The following is a 20,425-nucleotide window of genomic DNA, read 5'->3' as shown; positions in this document are numbered from 1 at the left end:
GGCTGGAGCGCGGGCTCAGTCGCCGAACAGTTTTTGTTTGAGTTCCCGGCGCTGTTGCGCTTCCAGCGAGAGTGTAGCGGTGGGTCGGGCGAGCAAACGCCCCAGACCGATCGGTTCACCTGTTTCATCACAGTAACCGTAGTCACCAGATTCGATGCTGGCGAGCGCCTGCGAGATCTTCTTCAGCAGCTTGCGTTCGCGGTCTCGCGTGCGCAGCTCGAGGGCATGCTCTTCCTCGATCGTGGCGCGGTCTGCCGGATCGGGCACGATCGTGGTGTCTTCGCGCAGGTGCTCGGTGGTCTCGCCGGCATTCATCAGCAGGTCGTTCTTCTGCTGCTCGAGGATCGAGCGGAAGAATTCGAGCTGCTTCTCGTTCATGTATTCGCTCTCGGGCATCGAGAGCAACTCGGCCACGCTCAGCTCGCGGCCGGACTTGTTCTTCCAGGCGTTGGCGAGTTTCGGGTCGGCTTTGTTGGCCGAGCGGATGGCGTCGTTCAGTGGCATGGGGCGACTCGGTGTGGTTGGCAGGTTGGAGGGTGCCGCGACCACCAGGGCGGTCGAACTGTGTGCTTGGTCTGCAGGACTTGGTGCCTGCTCGGCTTGAAGAGTCTCGCGGCACCTGCCTGCTTGAGCGGCAGGGTGCCCTGAACCGATGATTGCAGATCCGGACCGAAGTCAGGACACCGGACGCCGCGGATGAATCCCAGGTGTGCAAATTGAATCACCTGGCCCCTCAAACGTGGGTCACTTCGTTGGGCGCGCGGATTGTAGCCACGCGCATGCCCGCTTGTGTTGACTTCTGTCGGGGTGTTCATTCGCGTGGGTGGCGCTTCAGGCCAGGCATTGCTCCAGCCCTTGCTGGAAGACTTCGCGCGGCAGGTCGATGCCGATGAAGACCATCTTGCTGCCACGTTCCTCGGCTGCTTCCCACTTGGGCCCGAGGTCGCTGCCCATCAACTGGTGCACGCCCTGGAAGATCACCTTGCGGTCGGTGCCCTGCATGTGCAGCACGCCCTTGTAGCGCAGCATGCGCGGGCCGTAGATCTGCACCACCGAGCCGAGAAAGTCCTCGAGCTTGGCGGGGCTGAACGGCCGGCTGGCGCGGAACACGAACGACTTCACGTCGTCGTCGTGGTGGTGATGGTGCGGGTGATCGCAGTGCTCGTGGTCGTGGTCGTGATGATCATGGGCGTGCTCGTCGGCCGACAGGAACTCGGGATCGATCTCGAGCTTGGCGTTCAGGTTGAAGCCGCGCAGGTCGAACACCTCGGCGATCGACACCTCGCCGAAGTTCACCGGGCGCTGCGGTGCGCGCGGATTCATGTGCTTGAGGCGGTGGGCGAGCGCTTCCAGATCGGCGGCGTCGACCAGATCGGCCTTGCTGATGAAGAGCTGGTCGGCAAAGCCGATCTGGCGGCGGGCCTCCTGGCGGTCGTCGAGCTGCTTCTGCGCGTGTTTGGCGTCGACCAGCGTCAGCACCGAGTCGAGCAGGTAGCTCTCGGCGACCTCGTCGTCCATGAAGAAGGTCTGCGCCACCGGGCCGGGGTCGGCCAGGCCGGTGGTCTCGATCACGACGCGGTCGAAATCGAGCTCGCCCTTGCGGCGTCGCGTCGCCAGGTCGGACAGCGTCGAGCGCAGGTCCTCGCGGATCGAGCAGCAGATGCAGCCGTTGCTGAGCTGGATGATCTGCTCTTTGGTGTCGGCCACCAGGATCTCGTTGTCGATGTTCTCTTCGCCGAACTCGTTCTCGATCACGGCGATCTTCTGGCCGTGGGCTTCCGACAGCACGCGCTTGAGCAGGGTGGTCTTGCCCGAGCCCAGAAAGCCGGTGAGGATGGTGGCGGGGATCAGGCCTGAAGACATGGGACGCGACTTTCGATCTTGAACGGATGGTGGGTTGCCGGTGTGGCAGCCACTTCAAGTGGGGATCATGCACTGTCTGTCAAGGCCGCGTTGACTGTCAAGGCGCCACAACACCTCGATCGGGCGTCGCTTGCGCTGTCGTCAAGCGGCCGTGGCCATCGGGTATTCTTGAACTTTCGCAACTTCCGGCATCTGGCCGTGTCCGACCCCCAGCCTGGTTCGCGCGCCTCGCGTGAACCGGGGCGCAACAGCCCCAATGATCGACGCACATTGTTCGAACGTGTGCTCGAGTTCATCTCTCCCGGCCCGGATTCGACCGACGAGCTGATCGAGACCCTCGCCGATGCCGAGCAGCGCGAGCTGATCGATCCCGAATCCCGCTCGATGCTCGAGGGCGTGATCCGCATGGCCGGCCTGACGGCCGGTGACGTGCTGGTCGCCGCCCCCCGCATGGACCTGCTCGACATCGCGTCGCCCTACGACGAGCTGCTGGCCGAGGTGATCGACTGCGCACACTCGCGCTTTCCGGTCTACGAGGGCGAGCGCGAGAACATCATCGGCATCCTGCTGGCCAAGGATCTGCTCAAGCTGCAGCGTGCGCCCGAGCTGAACCTGCGCACGCTGCTGCGTCCGGCGATGTTCGTGCCCGAATCCAAGGGGCTCAACGAGCTGCTGCGCGATTTCCGCTCCAACCGCAATCACCTCGCGCTGGTGGTCGACGAGTTCGGCCGTCTGGCCGGCCTGATCACCATCGAGGACGTGCTCGAGGAGATCGTCGGCGAGATCCAGGACGAGTTCGACGACGAGAACGCCGAGTCCGGCATCTACACACTCGCCGACGGCAGCCAGCGGGTGGCCGGCGATGCCGACATCGGCGCGGTCAACGCCACCTTCGCCACCGAACTGCCGTCCAACGGCTTCGAGACCATCGGCGGCCTGGTCGCGCACGAACTCGGCCGGGTGCCGCGGCGTGGCGAATCGGTCCGGATCGACGCCCTGGTGTTCACGGTGATGCTGGCCCGCGGCGGCGCGGTGCGCTGGTTCAAGGTCACGCGAGCGCCCGTCGCCCCCGAGGCGGACAGCAATTGAGTCGCGCCCTGTCGGCCCGCAGCGGCTGGCCTGCCGCTGCGCCGGGGGGCGCCGAGCGGCCGTCCGTGGGCTTGCGCTGGGCGCTCCCCTTGGCGCTCGTCGCCGGGGCGGGCCAGGCGGCGGCTCTGGCGCCGACCCCGCACGCCAGCTGGCAGATCGTGTCGATGGCGCTGTTCCTGGCCCTGCTGCCGGACGTCGACCGCGCCGGCGGCACTCGGCGTGTCGCGCTCACGGCGACGGCTTTCGGTTTCGCCTGGCTGGCGGGCAGCTTCTGGTGGTTGTTCGTCAGCCTGCACCGGTACGGGCATCTGCCGGCCTGGATGGCGGCCGGCGCGGTCGGCTTGCTGGCGGCGGCGCTGTCGTCGGTGGTGGTGGCGGCTGCGCTCGCCTGGTCACGCTGGCGCACGGGCCGTCTGCTGGTCGATGCCTCGCTCTGGGCCGCGCTGTGGCTGTTGTCCGAGCTGGCGCGCGGCCAGTGGTTCACCGGTTTTCCCTGGGGCGCCGTCGGTTATGCCCATGTCGACGGGCCGTTGGCGCTGCTGGCGCCGTGGTTGGGTGTCTATGGCGTCGGGGCGGTCGCGGCCGGGCTGTCGGCCGCGTTGAGCGCGGCGGTCCTGACGCTCTGGCCGGTCGTGCGGACGCGGTTCTCGCGCGCCGCCGGCGCCGGTCCGGTGTCTGCGGGGCGGCGGCCGTGGCTCGCCGGCCTGATCTGCGCTGCGGGGGTGGCGCTGTCGATGGCGCCGGTCTGGCGCGGCCCCGACTTCACGCGGCCCACCGGCAGCCTCAGCGTCACCCTGCTGCAGGGCAACGTGCCGCAGGACGAGAAGTTCGACTGGCAGCGCCTGCCCGAAGCGCTGGGCTGGCATGTGCAGACCCTGATGGCCGCGCGCACCGATCTGGTCGTGGCGCCCGAAACCGCCATCCCGCTGTTGCCCGATCAATTGCCGCAAGGCCTCTGGCAGGCCCTCACGGCGCATTTCGACCAAGGCGGCACGCATGCGCTGATCGGGCTGCCGCTGGGCAACTTCGAGCAGGGCTACACCAACTCGGTGGCGGGCCTGGCACCCGGCCAGCCGGTCTACCGCTATGACAAGCACCATCTGGTGCCGTTTGGCGAGTTCATCCCGCCCGGCTTCCGCTGGTTCGTCAAGTTGATGCAGATTCCGCTCGGCGATTTCGCCCGCGGTCCGCTGGCGGCGCCGGCGTTCCAGGTCAAGGGCGAGCGGGTGGCGCCCAACATCTGCTACGAAGACCTGTTCGGCGAAGAGCTGGCGGCGCGGTTCGTCGATGCGGCCCAGGCGCCCACGGTGCTGGCCAATGTCAGCAACATCGGCTGGTTCGGCCAGACCGTGGCGGTCGACCAGCACCTGCAGATCTCGCGCATGCGCAGCCTCGAGCTGCAGCGGCCGATGCTGCGCGCCACCAACACCGGCGCCACGGTGGCGATCGACCACCGCGGGCGCGTCACGCACGCGCTGGCGCCACATCGGCGCGGCGTGCTGCAGGCGCAGGTCGAGGGCCGTAGCGGCAACACGCCTTACGCCGACTGGGTCGGCCGCCTGGGCCTGATGCCGTTGTGGCTGCTGGCGCTCGCCTGGGTCGGGCTGCTCGCCTGGCGCGCAAGGGGCTCGGGGTTCCCGGGTGGACGAACCTGACGCGGCGGTTGTCCGCCGGCCGTTCGGGCCCGATGTTGCCGCTTGCTACAGGCTGACTGTCCAGTTGTCACGTGGGGTTGTTAAACTCACGAGCTGTCCGCGTGTTTTTCATGCGGCCATTTCTATTGCTGCCTCAGGAAAAAACATGATTCGACTCACTTCTGCTGCTCTGGTCGCGCTGACGCTGGCCGCTTGCTCCAGCACCCCTCCCGCTCCCGCTCCGGCTCCGGCCCCCGCTCCGGTTGCTGCCGCACCCGCCCCGGCACCCGCTCCGGCACCGACCCCGGCTGCTGCCGCTCCGGCTCCGGCGCCCCAGGTGGCCGCTGCTGCGCTGGCTCCGCACCTCGACCCGAACCACGCGATCTCCAAGCAGCGCAGCGTGTTCTTCGACTTCGACGAGTTCGTGATCCGCACGCAGGACCGCCCGGTGGTCGAACTGCACGGCAAGTACCTGGCTTCGACCCCGGCGCTGAAGGTCGTGATCGAAGGCAACGCCGACGAGCGTGGCAGCCGCGAATACAACCTGGCCCTGGGCAACAAGCGCGCACAGGCCGTGGTGCAGTCGTTCAAGCTGCTCGGCGCCGCCGACGGCCAGATGGAAGCCATCAGCTACGGTGAAGAGCGCCCGATGGACGCCGGCCACGACGAAGCCGCCTGGGCCAAGAACCGTCGCGCCGACGTTCGCTACAAGTAATCAGCCACGGCTTCGAGGCGCCCCGCGGCGCCTGGCCCTGACTGCATCCCAACGGCCGGCTTGCCCGGCCGTTTTTTCATTTCTGCTGTCCCGACACCATGGCCCTGATCACCCTGCTTGACGCCAGTCTCGCCTACGGCCACGTGGCCTTGCTCGACCACGCGGCGATGTCGCTGGAGACCGGCGAGCGGCTCGGGCTGATCGGGCGCAACGGCACCGGCAAGTCGTCGCTGCTGAAGATCCTCGCCGGCCTCGAAGCCACCGATGACGGCCTGGTGCAGGTGCAGCAGGGCCTGCGGCGCGTCTACGTGCCGCAGGAGCCCGAATTCGCGCCCGGCACGACGGTGTTCGAGACCGTCAGCGAAGGCGTGGCCGAGGCCAAGGCCTTGCGCGAGCGTTTCGAGGCCCACGCGCCCGGCGACGATCTCGACGCGCTGCAGACCCGCATCGAGGCACTCGACGGCTGGAACTGGGAGCAGCGCGTCGACGAGACGCTGCACCGCCTGCAGCTCGACCCCGACCTGCGTGTCGACGCGCTGTCGGGCGGCCTGCGCAAGCGCGTGGCGCTGGCGCGCGCGCTGACCGCCGCGCCCGACGTGCTGCTGCTCGACGAGCCGACCAACCACCTCGACCTGGACGCCATCATCTGGCTGCAGGACCTGCTGATCGGCTTCCGCGGCGCGCTGCTGGTGATCACCCACGATCGGGCCTTCCTCGACGCCGTGGCCACCCGCATCCTCGAACTCGACCGCGGCACGCTGCGCAGTTATCCGGGCAGCTTCGCCGCCTTCGAGGCCGCCAAGGAGCGCGAGCTCGAAGCCGACGCGCTGGCCAATGCGCGTGCCGACAAGCTGCTGGCGCAGGAAGAGATCTGGATCCGCAAGGGTGTCGAGGCGCGCCGCACCCGCAGCGTCAGCCGCATCACGCGCCTGCAGGGCCTGCGCGAGCAGCGTGCGCAGCGCCGCGACGTGGTCGGCCGCGCCCGGCTGGAGGTCGATGCCGGCGAGCGCAGCGGCAAGATCGTGGCCGAGCTCGACGGCGTCAGCAAGGCCTTCGGCGAGCGCACGGTGGTGCGCGACTTCACCGCCACCATCCTGCGCGGCGACAAGGTCGGCCTGATCGGCAGCAACGGCGCGGGCAAGACCACGCTGCTGCGCATGATCCTGGGCCAGCTGGCGCCGGATTCGGGCACGGTCAAGATGGGCACGCAGATCCAGGTGGCGTATTTCGACCAGATGCGCGAGGCGCTCGACCTCGACGCCACGCTGGTCAACACCATCAGCCCGGGCAGCGAGTGGGTCGAGATCGGCGGCGCGCGCAAGCACGTGATGAGCTACCTGGGCGACTTCCTGTTCTCGCCCCAGCGCGCCAACTCGCCGGTGCGCAGCCTGTCGGGCGGCGAGCGCAACCGCCTGCTGCTGGCGCGGCTGTTCGCCCGTCCGGCCAACGTGCTGGTGCTCGACGAGCCGACCAACGACCTCGACATCGACACCCTCGAACTGCTCGAGGAACTGCTGCAGAGCTATCCCGGTACGGTGTTCCTGGTCAGCCACGACCGCCGTTTTGTCGACGCGGTGGTGACCAGCACGCTGGTGCACGAGGGCGACGGCCGCTGGCGCGAGTACGAGGGCGGCGTCGAGGACTGGCTGCGCCAGTCGCAGCGCGCGGCGGCGATGGCCAAATCGACCGCGGCGGCTGCGGCCAAGAGCGCGGCGGCAGCCCCGGCGACCAGCGCGCCGGCTCCGGCCGTTGCCGCGCCAGCGGCTGCGCCGGCCAAGCGCAAGCTCAGCTACAAGGAGCAGCGCGAACTCGACGAGCTGCCCAAGCGCATCGACGCGCTCGAAGCCGAGCAGAAGCTGCTGACCGAGCAGCTCAGCGGCACCGAGCTCTACAGCCAGGGCGCCGCGCGCGTGACCGAGGTGCAGGCGCGTTCCGCACAGATCGAGGAAACCTTGCTCGAACTGCTGGAGCGTTGGGAAACGCTCTCGGCACGCTGAGCCGCTTCAGCCCTTCTGGGCCAGCAGGATCTTGAGGTCGGCCGCCAGGTCGGCCGGCGGCGTGCCGTTGCGCACGTACAGGCGGATGCGCCCCTGGGTGTCGAACACGTAGGACGCGGCGGTGTGGTCGACCGTGTAGGTGTCCGCGCTCGTGCCGGGCGCCTTGCGGTAGAAGACCTTGAAGCGCTTGGCCGCGGCGGCGGTTTCTTCGGCGCTGCCGCGCAACGCCACCCATGACGGATTGAAGTTGCCGACGTAGCCCTTCAGCAGCGCGGCGGTGTCGCGTTCGGGGTCGACCGTGACCAGGATCGCCACCAGCTTGTCGCCGTCGGGGCCGAGCAGGCGCTGGGTCTCGACCAGGTCGTTGAGGGTGGTCGGGCAGACGTCCGGGCACTGCGTGTAGCCGAAGAAGACCACCGCCAGCTTGTCCTTGAACTCGCTCAGGTTGCGGCGCTTGCCGTCGACGTCGGGCAGTTCGAGCTGGTCGGCGTAATCGGCGCCGCTGATGTCGACCGCCTTGAACGCGGCGGTGGGCACCGGGGCGTCGCAGCCTGCGAGCGCGCCCAGGCCGCTCAACAGGGACAGGCCGGCGAGCAGCGCGGTGCGACGGCGGGGGTGGCGCGAGGTATTCGATGAACTCATAACGTCAGCAGATCCTGGGTGTAGTGGTCGACCAGCAGCGCAGCGAACAGCAGCGACAGGTGCCAGATCGAGAACCGGAAGGTCTGGCGCGCCAGTGCTTCGCTGTAGTTGCGCCACAGCCGCCAGGCGTAGTGGATGAAACGCAGGCCCAGCACGAAGGCGGCCGCCAGGTAGAGCCAGCCGCTCATGCCCTGCACGAAGGGCAGCAGCGTGCCGGCCAGCAGCACGAAGGTGTAGAGCAGGATCTGCAGCCGCGTGAACTCGTTGCCGTGCGTGACCGGCAGCATCGGCAGGCCGGCGCGCGCGTAGTCCTCGGCGCGGTAGAGCGCCAGCGCCCAGAAATGCGGCGGTGTCCACAGGAAGATGATCAGGCACAGGATCAGCCCCTCGGGGCCGACCTCGCCGGTCATCGCGGCCCAGCCCAGCAGCGGCGGCATCGCGCCCGAGATGCCGCCGATGACGATGTTCTGCGGCGTCAGCGGCTTGAGCACCACGGTGTAGATCACCGCGTAGCCGACGAAGGTGCCCAGCGTCAGCCACGCCGTCAGCGGATTGACCGCCTCGTGCAGCACCGCCATGCCGGCGCTGCACAGCACGGCCGAGAAGATCAGCGCCTGCGTGCGGCTGAGTTCGCCGCGGGCGGTCGGGCGCCAGGCGGTGCGTTTCATGCGGGAATCGATCTGCTGCTCGATCAGGCAGTTGAAGGCCGCCGCGGCGCTGGCGACCAGCCAGATGCCGAGCGTCGCCCACAGCGCCTTGCCCAGATCGGCCAGGCCGGGCGCACCGGGCACGGCCAGCAGCATGCCGATGGCGGCGCAGAAGACGATCAGCTGCACGACCCGCGGTTTGGTCAGCGCGACGTATTGCCGCCAGTGCGAGGAGACGTGGCCGGCAGCGGAGGAGGGGGCGTTCATGGGCGTGAGAGCGAGATGTCGTTCGGGCGGGCGCGCGACGGGGCGGTGGGCTGCGAGGCAGGAACAGGACGAGGGCCGGATGCCAGCAGCGCCGCGAGCACGGATACCAGCACGGCCGCACCACCGGTGTGGGCGAGTGCGGCCAGCAGCGGCCAGCCGAGCACCACGTTGGACAGCCCGCTGGCCAGCTGCCAGCCGGCCAGCAGCGCGATCCAGCGGGCGTAGACCGGCGCGCCGGGCGCATCGCTGCGCCACAGCCGCCAGGCCAGCGTGGCCATCGCGCCGAGCACGATGAAGGCGGCGAGGCGGTGGGTGTAGTGGATCGCGGTCAGCGCGGCAAAGGGCAGGAAGTTGCCGCTGGCATCACGGCCGAGCTCGCGCTGCCAGGTGAAACCGCTGGCGAAGTCCATCGTCGGCCACCAGCTGCCGTGGCAGGTCGGGAAGTCGGTGCAGGCCAGCACCGCGTAGTTGGTGCTCACCCAGCCGCCCAGCGTGACCTGCGCGATCACCAGCAGCAGCACCGCCAGCACGCCGCGGCGCAAGGCCGGCGGCAGCGCGAGCGGCGCCGGCAGCAACGGCGTGGCGACGTTCGACGCTGGCCCGGTGCCGGACGCCGCACCCGGCGCGCCGACCGCATAACGCTGCGCCTGCACGGCCAGCAGCGCCAGCAGCCCGATGCCGCCGAGCAGGTGCGCGGTGACGATCGCCGGGTAGAGCTTCATCGTCACGGTCAGCGCGCCGAAAGCGCCTTGCAGGCAGACCCAGACGAAGCTCAGCGTCGCCCAGGCCGGTGCGATGCCGCCGGCGCCACGGCCTTCGCGGCGGGCGGCCCGCCAGCTCCAGACCATCAGCACCGTCAGCAGCATGCCGACGCCGCTGGCGAGGTAGCGGTGCACCATCTCGACCCAGGCCTTGCCGTGCGTTACCGGGCCGCTGGGCAGTGCGGCCTGGGCCTGGCTGATCTCGCTGTGCGCGCCCAGCGGCGTGGCGCTGCCGTAGCAGCCGGGCCAGTCGGGGCAGCCAAGGCCCGAATCGCTCAGGCGCGTGTAGGCGCCGAACAGCACCAGGTCGAAGGTCAGGAACAGCGTCAGCAAGGTCAGCGCGCGCAGGCGCTGCGGCGTGCTGGCACCACGCTGGCGCCGGACCAGCCAGGCCAGCGGCCCGGCGGCCACCAGCAGTCCGACCAGCACCAGCCAGGCGAGCGGCGAGAGATCGATCAGTTCGGAGTTCATCTCGACAGGTGATCTGGACGTGGCCGGACGGGGTGGCTCAGAGCGGACCGCGGCCCGGCTTGTCCCACGAGGCGGCGGCGCGCAGCAGGCGGTCGAGGTCGCGCTTGACCTTGGCCGGCTCGAAGTCGGCCGGCATGCGCATCATCCAGTAGCCCATCGGGTCGACCAGGTACAGGTGCTCGCCCAGCGTGTGGCCTTCGGCGGGCTGCAGCCAGGCGGCGATCTGGGCCGGCACCGCCTGCACCACCGTGGCCTGGGCCAGCGCGGGCAGCAGGTCGGCACGTGGCGGCTGGTCGCCGGTGACCAGCCAGACGCGGTCGAGCCGGTCTTTCTCGCGGCCGAGCGTCTCGCGCAGCTGGCGCTGGGCGTAGAGCATCTTTTCGCAGCGGGCGTCGCAGGCGCCGTCGGCGACCACGATCAGCAGCCACTGGCCGCGCAGGCTGCGCGGGTCGACCTGGCGCTGCTGGGCGTCGAGCAGGCTGAGCTGGCTGGGCTCGGGCAGATAGCGCGGCGTCTCGATCAGCGTGCTGTAGTTGGTGCGCGCCTGCGGCCGGATGACGTAGTAGGTGAAGTACGAGGCGATCACCGGCGACGCGCAGACCAGCAGCAGCAGCAGCATCTTGATGCGGCCGATGCGGGTGCGGCGCATGCCGTCGTCATCGAGCGTGGCCGCCGGCAGGCTGTGCACGGCAAAGCTCACGGGCTCGTCAGACGAGGGGTTCGGCGCGGCGGCGGAGGCGGGGACGGACGAGTTGGAACCAGACATACAGTCCTGCGGTCAAGGCGCTGAGGGCAAACCACTGGGTGGCATAGCCGAGGTGTTTTTGGACGCCGGTGGCCGGGCTCGGCCAGTCGCGCTGCAGCGGCGACTCGCTGGCCGCCACCGGATCGGTCTGCAGCACCGACCACGGGCGCAGCCTCAGGCCGAGGCTGCCGGCATGGGCGGCGAGGTCGAGATTCTGACGGATGGGGCCCGAGCCGGCGTCGCCGAAGTCATACAGACGGGCCGGCGGCGGGGCCATCCGGCCGCGCAGCGTCTGCAGGCCGTCGGGTGTGGCGATCTCGGGCAGGCGGGTGCGGTCGAGCCCGTCGCGCGGCACCCAGCCGCGCTGCACCATCACCGCGTCGCCGTGGTCGAGCAGCAGCGGCGTGACGACGAAGAAACCCGGGCGGCCGTGCATCTGCCGGTTCTCGAGAAACACCGTGCCTTGCGGCACCCAGCGGCCCTGCAGCTGCACCTGGCGGTCGAACTGCGTGGCGGCGGTGTCCGCGTCGGGCGCAAGCTCGCTGCGATCGAGCGGAGGCAGCTGCTGGCGTGTCTCGATCTGCGTCTGCAGCCGCGACTTCTGATCGCCGCGGTCGAGCTGCCAGAAGCCCAGCCTCGCCGTGAGGCCGCACACCAGCAGCGCCGCCAGCAGAATCAGCCAGCGCCGAGGCGAGGGGGTGGAATAATTCGCACGCATGAAAATCGTCATCGGTCTCGCATTCGCCGTCATCCTCGTCGCACTGGCTGCGGCGGGCGTGTTCATGATCAAACGTCCACGCGCTGACGGGGGTCTGGATGAGCGCTCGCGCATGGCGCGGGCGCTGGCGGTGCGGGTCGGCCTGTCGGTGACCGTGTTCCTGTTCGTGCTGCTGAGCTACCTGATGGGCTGGATCCAGCCGACGGGCCTGCCGGTCGGCCGTTGAAGCGCCGCGACACACCAAACAAAAGAGCGCCGAGGGCGCTCTTTTTTCTTGCCGTGTGCTGCACAGGCGCTGACGGGCGAACAGGTCGCCCGCCGCGTCTTGCGATCAGATCCAGTAGACGACCAAGTACAGGCCGAGCCAGACCACGTCGACGAAGTGCCAGTACCAGGCCGCGCCTTCGAAACCGAAGTGGCGCGTCGGCGTGAAGTGGCCCTTCATCAGGCGGATCGTGATGAACAGCAGCATCAGCATGCCCACGAAGACGTGGAAGCCGTGGAAGCCGGTCAGCATGAAGAAGGTCGAACCGTAGATGCCCGACGAGAGCTTGAGGTTCAGGTCGTTGTAGGCGTGCGCGTATTCGTAACCCTGGAAGCCCAGGAAGACGATGCCGAGCAGCACCGTGACCCACATCCAGGCGATCGTCTTGGCGCGCTGGCCGGCGATCAGGGCGTGGTGGGCGATCGTCAGCGTCACGCCCGAGGTCAGCAGCAGCGCCGTGTTGATGGTCGGGATCGGCCACGGGCCGACGACCTGGAACGGCTCGACGATGCCGGCCGGCGAGGCGGTGGCACCGGGGGATGAGCTGGGCCACAGCGCCTTGAAGTCAGGCCATAGCAGCGCGTTCTCGAGGCTGCCCAGGCTCGGCACCGACTGCGCGCGAGCCCAGTAGAGCGCGCCGAAGAAGGCGGCGAAGAACATCACTTCGGAGAAGATGAACCAGGCCATGCTCCAGCGGAAGGAGACGTCGATGCGGTCGCTGTAGAGGCCGCGCTCGCTTTCGGCCGCGGCTTCACCGAACCACTGGCGCATCGTGAACGCCACCCACATCAGGCCGAAGGCCAGCGCGTAGGCGCCCCAGGTGTGGGAGTTGATCCACTGGCCCGCGCCCAGGATGACGAAAAAGAGACCGAACGACATCATCACCGGATGCCGCGAAGGCTCCGGAATGTAGTAATAGGGCGTTGCGCCCTTGCTCGCTGCCGACATGTGTTGCTCCTGAAAACCTGCGGTCTGTCTTTGGGCTGTGGCGGCAGATCACCGGGGATCTGCGCACGCTGGATAGGAAAACGGATGAATGGAAGGCGGCGCTAGCTGGCTGCGCCGCTGGTCACGACCAAGCGCACCAGCAAGATCAAGGCGATGATGAACAGCGCCGCGCCGATCAGCCCGGCAATGATCACGTGCACCGGATTGAGCTTGTTGACGTCGTTCTGGTAGTCGCTGCCGCGGCGCACGCCGAAGAACGACCATGCCACGGCCTTGATCGTCTGCAGCAGCGACAGCTTGCGCTGCGCTGCGTCGCGCAGGCCTTCTGTTTCGGGTGGCTGGGACATGCTCATGAGCGAACCGGCGCGGCTGCGGCCTTGACCTCGGCGCCGGCGGCCTTGATCTTGGCGCCGACCTCGAAGAAGGTGTACGACAAGGTGATCGTGGTCACGTCCTTGGGCAGCTTCGGATCGATCACGAACACCACCGGCCAGCTCTTGGCTTCGCCGGGAGCCAGGGTGTATTCGTTGAAGCAGAAGCACTCGAGCTTGTTGAAGTGCGCGGTCGCCTGCATCGGCGCGTAGCTCGGGATCGCCTGCGCGGCCATGGTGCGGTTCTGCACGTTGCGGAACTCGTACATCACCGTCGTCACTTCACCCGGATGCACCTGCACCGAACGCTGCGCGGGCTTGAAGTCCCAAGGACCGCGCGCGTTCGCATCGAACTCGATCGTGATCAGCCGGCTGCGGTCGACCTGGCTGTTGCCGGCCGGGTCGGCCTTGCCATGGCCGTTGACGCGCAGCTCCGAGACGCTCAGCACGTTGATGCCCAGGGCCGTGCAGATGGCCTTGTACATCGGCACCAGCGCGTAGCCGAAGCCGAACATCATCAACGCGACCAACCCCAGCTTGGACAGCATCTGGAAGTTGTCGCGCCGCAGGGCCCGCGACTGGGGCCGCGCGCCAAGGCCTTGCCGGTTCGGTTCGGTCGCCATCGGGTCAACGCGTCATCATGACGACCTTGGCCATGAAGCCAAGGAAGAACACCAGCGCCACGCTGGCCAGGATCAGTCCCAGCCGGCGGTTCTGGCGGCGCTTGTCGTCGCGGGTCATGATCAGCCGATCACGCGGGTGGCGGTGGCATCGAGCTTGGGCGGGGTCTCGAAGGTGTGGAAGGGCGCCGGCGACGGCACTTCCCATTCCAGTCCTTCAGCACCTTCCCAGGGCTTCTGCGGCGCCTTGGGGCCGATGCCGCGCATCATCGGGATCACGACGAACACGAAGAAGTAGACCTGCATCAGCCCGAAGGTCAGGCCGCCCACCGACGCGATCGCGTTGAAGTCGGCGAACTGCATCGGGTAGTCGGCGTAACGGCGCGGCATGCCGGCCAGGCCGAGGAAGTGCATCGGGAAGAACGTGATGTTGAACGTGATCAGCGAGCCCCAGAAGTGGATCTTGCCGCGCGTCTCGGAGTACATCACGCCGGTCCACTTCGGGCCCCAGTAGTAGACGCCGGCGAACATCGCGAACAGCGAACCGGCCACCAGCACGTAGTGGAAGTGCGCCACCACGTAGTAGGTGTCCTGCAGCTGGATGTCGATCGGCGCCATCGACAGGATCAGGCCGGTGAAGCCGCCCATCGAGAACACGAAGATGAAGCCCACGGCCCACAGCATCGGGGTCTCGAAGGTCATCGAGCCGCGCCACATCGTGGCCACCCAGTTGAAGACCTTCACGCCGGTGGGCACCGAGATCAGCATCGTCGCGTACATGAAGAACAGCTGGCCGGTCAGCGGCATGCCGGTCGTGTACATGTGGTGGGCCCAGACCATGAACGACAGGATCGCGATCGAGGCGGTCGCGTAGACCATCGAGGCGTAGCCGAACAGGCGCTTGCGGGCGAATGCCGGCACGATCTGGCTGATGATGCCGAAGGCCGGCAAGATCATGATGTAGACCTCGGGGTGACCGAAGAACCAGAAGATGTGCTGGTACATGATCGGATCGCCGCCGCCTGCGGGGTTGAAGAAGGCGGTGCCGAAGTGGCGGTCGGTCAGCGTCATCGTGATCGCGCCGGCGAGCACCGGCATCACGGCGATCAGCAGGTAGGCGGTGATCAGCCAGGTCCAGGCGAACATCGGCATCTTCATCAGCGTCATGCCCGGTGCGCGCATGTTGAGCACCGTGACGATGATGTTGATCGAGCCCATGATCGACGAGGCGCCCAGGATGTGCATCGCGAAGATGCCGGCATCCATCGACGGGCCCATCTGCAGCGTCAGCGGCGCGTAGAGCGTCCAGCCGGCAGCGGGTGCGCCGCCGGGCATGAAGAAGCTCGCCACCAGCATGAGCGCGGCCGGGATCATCAGCCAGAAGCTGAAGTTGTTCATGCGCGCGAAGGCCATGTCCGCGGCACCGATCTGCAGCGGCAGCATCCAGTTCGCGAAGCCGACGAAGGCCGGCATGATCGCGCCGAACACCATGATCAGCCCGTGCATCGTGGTGAACTGGTTGAACAGCTCGGGGTTGACGAACTGCAGCCCGGGCTGGAACAGCTCGAGGCGGATCAGCAGCGCCAGCACGCCGCCGATCATCAGCATCGTGAAGGCGAACAGCAGGTACAGCGTGCCGATGTCCTTGTGGTTGGTCGCGAAGACCCAGCGGCGCCAGCCGTGCGGAGCGTGGTGGTGGTCGTCATGGCCATGACTGTCGTCATGCGCATGGCCACCGGGATGGAGAACTGCACTCATGGATGGATTCCTGTCGGCTCAGCCTGGGGTTACTTGCGGGCCGCGACCACGTCGGCCGGCTGCACGATCTGACCGGTCTTGTTCGACCAGTTGTTCTTGGTGTAGGTGATGACGGCGGCGATCTCGGTGTCCGAGAGCTGCTTCCAGGCCGGCATTGCGCCGTTGTTCTGGCCGTTCAGCAGCACCGCGATCTGCCGGGTCTTGTCGGCGTCGAGCACCACCGGCGAGCCGTCGACCGCCTTGATCGGGCCGGCACCCTTGCCGTTGGCCTGGTGGCAGGCGGCGCAGTTGGCGGCGTAGACCTTCTCGCCGCGGGCGACCAGCTCGTCGAGCTTCCAGACCTTGGCCGGATCATCGGCCAGGGCGGCGAGCTTCTTCTTCTCGCCGTCGACCCAGGCGCTGTAGTCGACCGCCGAGAGCACCTTCACGTGGATCGGCATGTAGGCGTGTTCCTTGCCGCACAGCTCGGCGCACTGGCCGTAGAAGTCGCCGACCTTGTCGGCGCGGAACCAGGTGTCGCGCACGAAGCCGGGGATGGCGTCCTGCTTGATGCCGAACTGCGGCACCATGAAGGCGTGGATCACGTCGTCGGCGGTGGTGATGATGCGGATCTTCTTGTCGACCGGCACCACCAGCGGGTTGTCGACCTTCAACAGGTAGTTGTCGATCGCTTCGGGCTTGCCCGAATCGGACATCGCGCGGTGGCTGGTGTCGAGCGTCGACAGGAAGGCGATGCCTTCGCCTTCGCCCTTGAGGTAGTCGTAGCCCCACTTCCACTGGTAGCCGGTGGCCTTGATGGTCAGGTCGGCGTTGGTGGTGTCCTTCTGCGCGACCACCGTCTTGGTGGCCATCGCGCCCATGCCGATCACGATCACGAACGGCACGATCGTCCAGGCGATCTCGACGGCCACGCTCTCGTGGAAGTTGGCCGGCTTGTGGCCCTTGGACTTGCGGTGCTTGATGATCGAATAGAACATCACGCCGAACACGGCCAGGAAGATCACCGTGCAGATGACCATCATGATCCAGTGCAGCGAGTGCAGGTCGGCGGACATCTTGCTGGCGCCGACCGGCAGATCGAGCTGGCGCACGCCGGGGCCGCCGGGCAGATCGTTGACCGCGTGAGCCGCTTGCACGGCCAGCGAGGCGCCCACGGCCAGACTGACTTGTCCAGCGTGCCGCCACAGAGCATTCATCGTCTTCATCGCGCTCACTTTCTCTACCTAACTCACCGGCCACCGCTTGCAGTGACCGCCAGATGCCGTTGATCACGGACCGCTCGGGCCGTGCTGCGTGTCCTGACGCGCCCGATCGGCCGCGCCACTGTTGTTGAAACCGGACTCTGCCTCACGACCGAGCCCTGTCACCATCCTGACCAGCCCTTACCAAAGGCTGGATTCAGGCAGATGTTGGCGAATCACCACTGACATCGACCTGAAAACGCACAGACCTGGCTGCGTTTGATCGATGTCATTGAAATTTCAAACGGCGAAAACCGGCGATTTTACGGTGACAGGTTTCACGCCGGCAACGAACGCGTCGTGATGTGAGCCGGATTGGCTTCAGCGCGGGCCCTGGGGGTTGCGCCGGCGCGTCATTTCACGCATGTCGCCGAGCGATATTTCCGTTTGGGCCGCCACCCGGGCCTTGGCCGGTGGTCGGAAGGCGTGGCCGTAGATCACCTCGAACGTCAGGTGCAGGCGGCCGTCGGGGCGGCGCAGTCCGGCGTCGAGCCGTTCGAGCAGGGCGACGTGCCAGCGCGGCGTGCGCAGTCCGGCGTGGCGCTGCGGATCGGTGTTGCGGCCCAGCGAGCGCAGCTCGTCGAGCATCGCCTGCGCGCTGTCCCAGGTCAGCGTGAGCTGCTCCATGTCCATCACCGGATCGGCAAAGCCGGCGTGCACCAGGGCGTCGCCGATGTCGTGCATGTCGACCAGCCGGCTGCCCGGCGAGCCGAAACCGGCGCTGCGGTAGGTCGCCTGCAGCTCGCGCAGCGTGTCGGGCCCGAGGCACGAAAACATCAGGAAGCCGTCGATCGCCGTGGCGGCCTGCCAGCGGGCGAACAGCCCGGCCAGGTCGTCGACCCAGTGCAGCGTCATGTTCGACCACAGCAGGTCGGCCGGTGGCGGACCGGACGTGGCCGGCGCGGCGCGCTCGCCGGTCAGGCGGCGCCACCACGAGCCGGACTTCGCGGTGTCGGCCGGCGGCTGGCCGAGGCTGTCGACCGCCATCCGGCGCGCCTTCGGGTACTGCCGAGCCAGCAGCGCCTGGCTGCTGCCGGCCTGCGCCCCCCAGTCGAGCACGCTCTGCGGCTGCAGGCGGATCAGCGGCAGCCGCTCGGCCATGCGCCGGGCGATCTCGCCGTGCAGCCAGGGTGCGGGCTGCTCGGCCTGATCGAGCTGGCGGCGCAGTCGGGCCAGCGCGGCGGGGTCGATGTGGGTGCCTCGGCCGGCCGGCCCGGCGGGTGCTTCGAGGGCGGGGGCGGGGGGCTGTTCCATGGTCGGCGGGCAGTATAGTGAGCCGACCATGCCCCTGCCGACGAGCGTCCACGAGCCGGCCGACCTGCCGCCGTCCCCTGCGGATCACGACACCGTGCTGCGCGCCGCTGGCCGCACGCTGGCCGACGCCTGGCGCTGCGGCCCGGCTTTCGGCAGCCTGTGCCGGGTGTGCCGGCGCTGGCAGCGTTCGGCCTTGTGCGAGCCCTGCCTGCGGCTGCACGCCGCGCCGGTGCCACGGTGCGGCCGCTGCGCCATCGAGGTCGCGACGGGTGTCGCGCAGTGCGCCGACTGCATGCGCCGGCCGCCGCCGATGTCCGCCACCTTCGCCGCGGTCGACTACGGCTACCCGTGGGACGCGCTGATCGCGCGCTTCAAGTTCAACGAGGCGGTCGAGCTGGCGCGGCCGCTGACAGGCCTGATGACACGCGGCCTGGCGGCGGCATTCGACGCCGGCCTGCCGCGCCCCGACCTGATCGTGCCGGCGCCGCTCACCCCCGAGCGCCTGCGCGAGCGCGGCTACAACCAGGCCTGGGAGCTGGCGCGGCGGCTCGGCCGGGCCTTCGATCTGGCGGCACGCCACGACCTCGTCGAACGGGTCATCGGCGGCGCCCATCAGGCCGCGCTGCACGGCGACGAGCGCCGTCGCCAGGTGCGCGGCGCCTACGCGCTCACGGCTGCCGGCCAGATCGCGGTGGCGGCGCGCCACGTCGCGATCGTCGACGACGTCATGACCACCGGCGCTACCCTCGCCGAGCTGGCGCTCACCTTGCAGCGCGGCGGCGCGGCCAGCGTGCAGGCCTGGGTGCTGGCGCGCACGCCGGCCCGCTGAAGCCGCAATCCGATGACGCGGCGGCATACTGCCGGCCCGCCCGCGCCCTGTCCGCCATGTTCCGCATCGTCCTGGTCCACCCCGAAATCCCGCCCAACACCGGCAACGTGATCCGGCTGGCCGCCAACACCGGCTGCGAGCTGCACCTGATCGAGCCGCTCGGTTTTTCGATGGACGACCGCCTGCTGCGCCGCGCCGGCCTCGACTATCACGAGTACGCGCCCGTGCGCCGCCACGCCGGCTGGGCCGCGTTCCTCGCCGACCAGCGGCCCGACCCGGCCACGCTCTACGCCTTCACCACCCGCGGCAGCCGGTCGCTGGCCGAGGTGGTCTGGCCGGCCGATGCCTGGCTGGTGTTCGGTTGCGAGACCAGTGGCCTGCCCGAAGACGTGCGCGAGCAGATCGCCCCGGCACAGCGCGTGCGGCTGCCGATGCGCGCCGGTCAGCGCAGCCTGAACCTGAGCAATGCGGTGGCGGTGGCGGTGTTCGACGCCTGGCGCCAGCAGGGTTACGCCGGCGCTGTCTGAGCCGGCTCGCCCTGAGCCGGGGGGCTTCAGCTCTCGGCGCGGGCTTCGCGCTGCATCAGCGCCGCCACCGCATCACGCGGGGCCAGTCCGCCTTGCAGCACGGCCACCACCGCGGCGGTGATCGGCATGTCGACGCCCAGCCGGCCGGCGCGTTCGAGCACCGTGCCGGCGCTGTAGACGCCTTCGGAGACATGGCCGAGTTCGGCCAGGATCTGCGCCAGCGTCTGCCCGTCGGCCAGCCGCAGGCCGACGCGGCGGTTGCGTGACAGGTCGCCGGTGGCGGTCAGCACCAGATCGCCCAGCCCGGACAAGCCCATGAAGGTCTCGGCGCGTGCGCCCAGCGCCAGGCCCAGGCGCGTCATCTCGGCCAGGCCGCGCGTGATCAGCGCGGCGCGCGCGTTCAGGCCCAGGCCCATGCCGTCGGCGATGCCGGTGGCGATCGCCAGCACGTTCTTGACCGCGCCGCCTACTTCGACGCCGACCGGGTCGTCCGACGCGTAGACCCGCAGGCTGGCGCCGTGCAGCGCGCGCACCGCGGCGTCGCGCACGCTTTCATGCTGGCTGGCGGCGACCAGCGCGGTGGGCTGCTGGCGCGCCACCTCGAGCGCGAAGCTCGGGCCCGACAGCACGCCGCAGGCCAGCTGCGGCGCCACCTCGCGGGCGATCTCGTGGCCGAGCAGGCCGGTGCCGGCCTCGAAGCCCTTGCACAGCCACAGCGTCGGCAGACCTTGCGGGATGCGCGCCAGCATCTCGCGCAGGGCCGCCATCGGCGTGGCGACGATCACCAGGCCGGCGCCGTTCGCATCCGCATCGGTGCCGGCCCGGGCGCTGACGTGAGCCAGCGCCGCGTCCCAGTCGCCACTGCAGACCAGCCTGGCGGGCAGGTCTGCGTCCGGCAGATAGCGCTGATTGCGCCGCGTGGCGGCGATCTCGGCCATCTGCGCGGGGTCGCGGCCCCACAGCAGCGTCGGATGGCGCAGCGCAGCCTGTGCGGCCACCGCCGTGCCCCAGGCGCCTGCGCCCAATACCGTGATCTGCATGCTGTGTGCGCCGTGCCGAGGCC

Annotated in this window: 22 protein-coding genes; 7 read left to right on the top strand and 15 right to left on the bottom strand. The window is 68.8% G+C overall.

Going from position 1 to position 20,425, the window contains the following annotated elements; all coding sequences use genetic code 11:
* Nucleotides 1–15: 15 nt before the first annotated feature.
* Together dksA and LCHO_RS19085 are read right to left on the bottom strand one after the other, a co-directional pair.
* Nucleotides 16–504, bottom strand: a complete 489-nt coding sequence (dksA, locus tag LCHO_RS19090) for an RNA polymerase-binding protein DksA (protein ID WP_012348836.1) — start codon at nt 502–504, stop codon at nt 16–18.
* Nucleotides 505–831: 327 nt separating this feature from the next.
* Entirely contained in the window at nt 832–1,863 is a 1,032-nt protein-coding gene (locus tag LCHO_RS19085) for a CobW family GTP-binding protein (RefSeq protein ID WP_012348835.1), read from the bottom strand.
* A gap of 198 nt (nt 1,864–2,061) precedes the next feature.
* Between LCHO_RS19085 and LCHO_RS19080 the strand changes: the two genes are divergently transcribed.
* From LCHO_RS19080 to LCHO_RS19065, 4 genes are all read left to right on the top strand, one after another.
* Nucleotides 2,062–2,952 carry an HlyC/CorC family transporter gene (locus LCHO_RS19080; RefSeq protein ID WP_043705891.1) on the top strand — a complete coding sequence of 297 codons (891 nt, stop codon included), beginning with the start codon at nt 2,062–2,064 and terminating at the stop codon, nt 2,950–2,952.
* A complete protein-coding gene (lnt, locus tag LCHO_RS19075; protein ID WP_012348833.1) occupies nt 2,949–4,607 on the top strand; it encodes an apolipoprotein N-acyltransferase in 1,659 nt (552 codons plus the stop codon). The genes LCHO_RS19080 and lnt overlap by 4 nt, the downstream gene beginning before the upstream one ends.
* Nucleotides 4,608–4,752: 145 nt before the next feature.
* The gene (pal, locus tag LCHO_RS19070; protein WP_012348832.1) at nt 4,753–5,301 is read left to right on the top strand and encodes a peptidoglycan-associated lipoprotein Pal; all 549 of its coding nucleotides are present in this window, start codon (nt 4,753–4,755) and stop codon (nt 5,299–5,301) included.
* Between the two features lie 98 nt (nt 5,302–5,399).
* The gene (locus tag LCHO_RS19065) at nt 5,400–7,298 is read left to right on the top strand and encodes an ABC-F family ATP-binding cassette domain-containing protein (protein ID WP_012348831.1); all 1,899 of its coding nucleotides are present in this window, start codon (nt 5,400–5,402) and stop codon (nt 7,296–7,298) included.
* Nucleotides 7,299–7,304: 6 nt separating this feature from the next.
* On the opposite strand, the gene LCHO_RS19060 is transcribed toward LCHO_RS19065, so the two are convergent.
* Genes LCHO_RS19060 through LCHO_RS19040 form a run of 5 tightly spaced genes read right to left on the bottom strand, consistent with a single transcriptional unit; the run spans nt 7,305 to nt 11,549 of the window.
* Complete coding sequence (locus tag LCHO_RS19060; RefSeq protein ID WP_012348830.1) at nt 7,305–7,940, bottom strand: SCO family protein; 636 nt, start codon at nt 7,938–7,940, stop codon at nt 7,305–7,307.
* Nucleotides 7,937–8,854 (bottom strand): heme o synthase, encoded by a 918-nt coding sequence (cyoE, locus tag LCHO_RS19055; RefSeq protein WP_012348829.1) that lies wholly within the window; start codon nt 8,852–8,854, stop codon nt 7,937–7,939. Before cyoE ends, LCHO_RS19060 begins: the two co-directional genes overlap by 4 nt.
* Nucleotides 8,851–10,086 (bottom strand): COX15/CtaA family protein, encoded by a 1,236-nt coding sequence (locus tag LCHO_RS19050; protein ID WP_012348828.1) that lies wholly within the window; start codon nt 10,084–10,086, stop codon nt 8,851–8,853. The genes cyoE and LCHO_RS19050 overlap by 4 nt, the downstream gene beginning before the upstream one ends.
* A 37-nt stretch (nt 10,087–10,123) precedes the next feature.
* Nucleotides 10,124–10,852, bottom strand: coding sequence for an SCO family protein (locus LCHO_RS19045; RefSeq protein WP_050757410.1), 729 nt, complete (start codon nt 10,850–10,852; stop codon nt 10,124–10,126).
* Entirely contained in the window at nt 10,794–11,549 is a 756-nt protein-coding gene (locus LCHO_RS19040) for an SURF1 family protein (RefSeq protein WP_012348826.1), read from the bottom strand. Before LCHO_RS19040 ends, LCHO_RS19045 begins: the two co-directional genes overlap by 59 nt.
* Here LCHO_RS19040 and LCHO_RS19035 point away from each other — a divergent pair.
* The gene (locus tag LCHO_RS19035; RefSeq protein ID WP_043704500.1) at nt 11,548–11,775 is read left to right on the top strand and encodes a DUF2909 domain-containing protein; all 228 of its coding nucleotides are present in this window, start codon (nt 11,548–11,550) and stop codon (nt 11,773–11,775) included. The two genes, LCHO_RS19040 and LCHO_RS19035, sit on opposite strands and share 2 nt — an antisense overlap.
* Before the next feature lie 105 nt (nt 11,776–11,880).
* Here LCHO_RS19035 and LCHO_RS19030 read toward each other — a convergent pair whose 3' ends face one another.
* From LCHO_RS19030 to LCHO_RS19005, 7 genes are all read right to left on the bottom strand, one after another.
* Nucleotides 11,881–12,762: a cytochrome c oxidase subunit 3 gene (locus LCHO_RS19030; RefSeq protein ID WP_012348824.1), complete on the bottom strand. Its 882-nt coding sequence runs from the start codon at nt 12,760–12,762 to the stop codon at nt 11,881–11,883.
* Nucleotides 12,763–12,863: 101 nt separating this feature from the next.
* Complete coding sequence (locus tag LCHO_RS19025; protein ID WP_012348823.1) at nt 12,864–13,115, bottom strand: DUF2970 domain-containing protein; 252 nt, start codon at nt 13,113–13,115, stop codon at nt 12,864–12,866.
* Entirely contained in the window at nt 13,112–13,756 is a 645-nt protein-coding gene (locus LCHO_RS19020; RefSeq protein ID WP_012348822.1) for a cytochrome c oxidase assembly protein, read from the bottom strand. Before LCHO_RS19020 ends, LCHO_RS19025 begins: the two co-directional genes overlap by 4 nt.
* Before the next feature lie 4 nt (nt 13,757–13,760).
* A complete protein-coding gene (locus LCHO_RS24055) occupies nt 13,761–13,874 on the bottom strand; it encodes a cytochrome oxidase small assembly protein (protein WP_012348821.1) in 114 nt (37 codons plus the stop codon).
* Between the two features lie 2 nt (nt 13,875–13,876).
* Nucleotides 13,877–15,511 carry a cytochrome c oxidase subunit I gene (ctaD, locus tag LCHO_RS19015; protein ID WP_012348820.1) on the bottom strand — a complete coding sequence of 545 codons (1,635 nt, stop codon included), beginning with the start codon at nt 15,509–15,511 and terminating at the stop codon, nt 13,877–13,879.
* A 29-nt stretch (nt 15,512–15,540) separates the two neighbouring features.
* On the bottom strand, nt 15,541–16,707 hold the full coding sequence (gene coxB / locus LCHO_RS19010) for a cytochrome c oxidase subunit II (RefSeq protein ID WP_012348819.1): 1,167 nt from the start codon (nt 16,705–16,707) through the stop codon (nt 15,541–15,543).
* Nucleotides 16,708–17,073: 366 nt separating this feature from the next.
* Nucleotides 17,074–18,006: a methyltransferase domain-containing protein gene (locus LCHO_RS19005; RefSeq protein ID WP_012348818.1), complete on the bottom strand. Its 933-nt coding sequence runs from the start codon at nt 18,004–18,006 to the stop codon at nt 17,074–17,076.
* A 28-nt stretch (nt 18,007–18,034) separates the two neighbouring features.
* Between LCHO_RS19005 and LCHO_RS19000 the strand changes: the two genes are divergently transcribed.
* On the top strand, nt 18,035–18,835 hold the full coding sequence (locus LCHO_RS19000) for a ComF family protein (protein ID WP_012348817.1): 801 nt from the start codon (nt 18,035–18,037) through the stop codon (nt 18,833–18,835).
* Nucleotides 18,836–18,891: 56 nt separating this feature from the next.
* On the top strand, nt 18,892–19,362 hold the full coding sequence (locus tag LCHO_RS18995) for a tRNA (cytidine(34)-2'-O)-methyltransferase (RefSeq protein WP_012348816.1): 471 nt from the start codon (nt 18,892–18,894) through the stop codon (nt 19,360–19,362).
* 26 nt (nt 19,363–19,388) lie between these two features.
* Here the strand turns inward: LCHO_RS18995 and LCHO_RS18990 are convergent, their stop codons facing one another.
* Nucleotides 19,389–20,402, bottom strand: coding sequence for an NAD(P)H-dependent glycerol-3-phosphate dehydrogenase (locus tag LCHO_RS18990; RefSeq protein ID WP_012348815.1), 1,014 nt, complete (start codon nt 20,400–20,402; stop codon nt 19,389–19,391).
* Nucleotides 20,403–20,425: the final 23 nt, after the last annotated feature.

It is taken from the genome of Leptothrix cholodnii SP-6, from assembly GCF_000019785.1.
GTDB classification, from domain to species: domain Bacteria; phylum Pseudomonadota; class Gammaproteobacteria; order Burkholderiales; family Burkholderiaceae_C; genus Sphaerotilus; species Sphaerotilus cholodnii.
The sequence above is the reverse complement of the archived record's forward strand: the minus strand, read 5'-3'. Positions and strand labels throughout refer to the sequence as shown.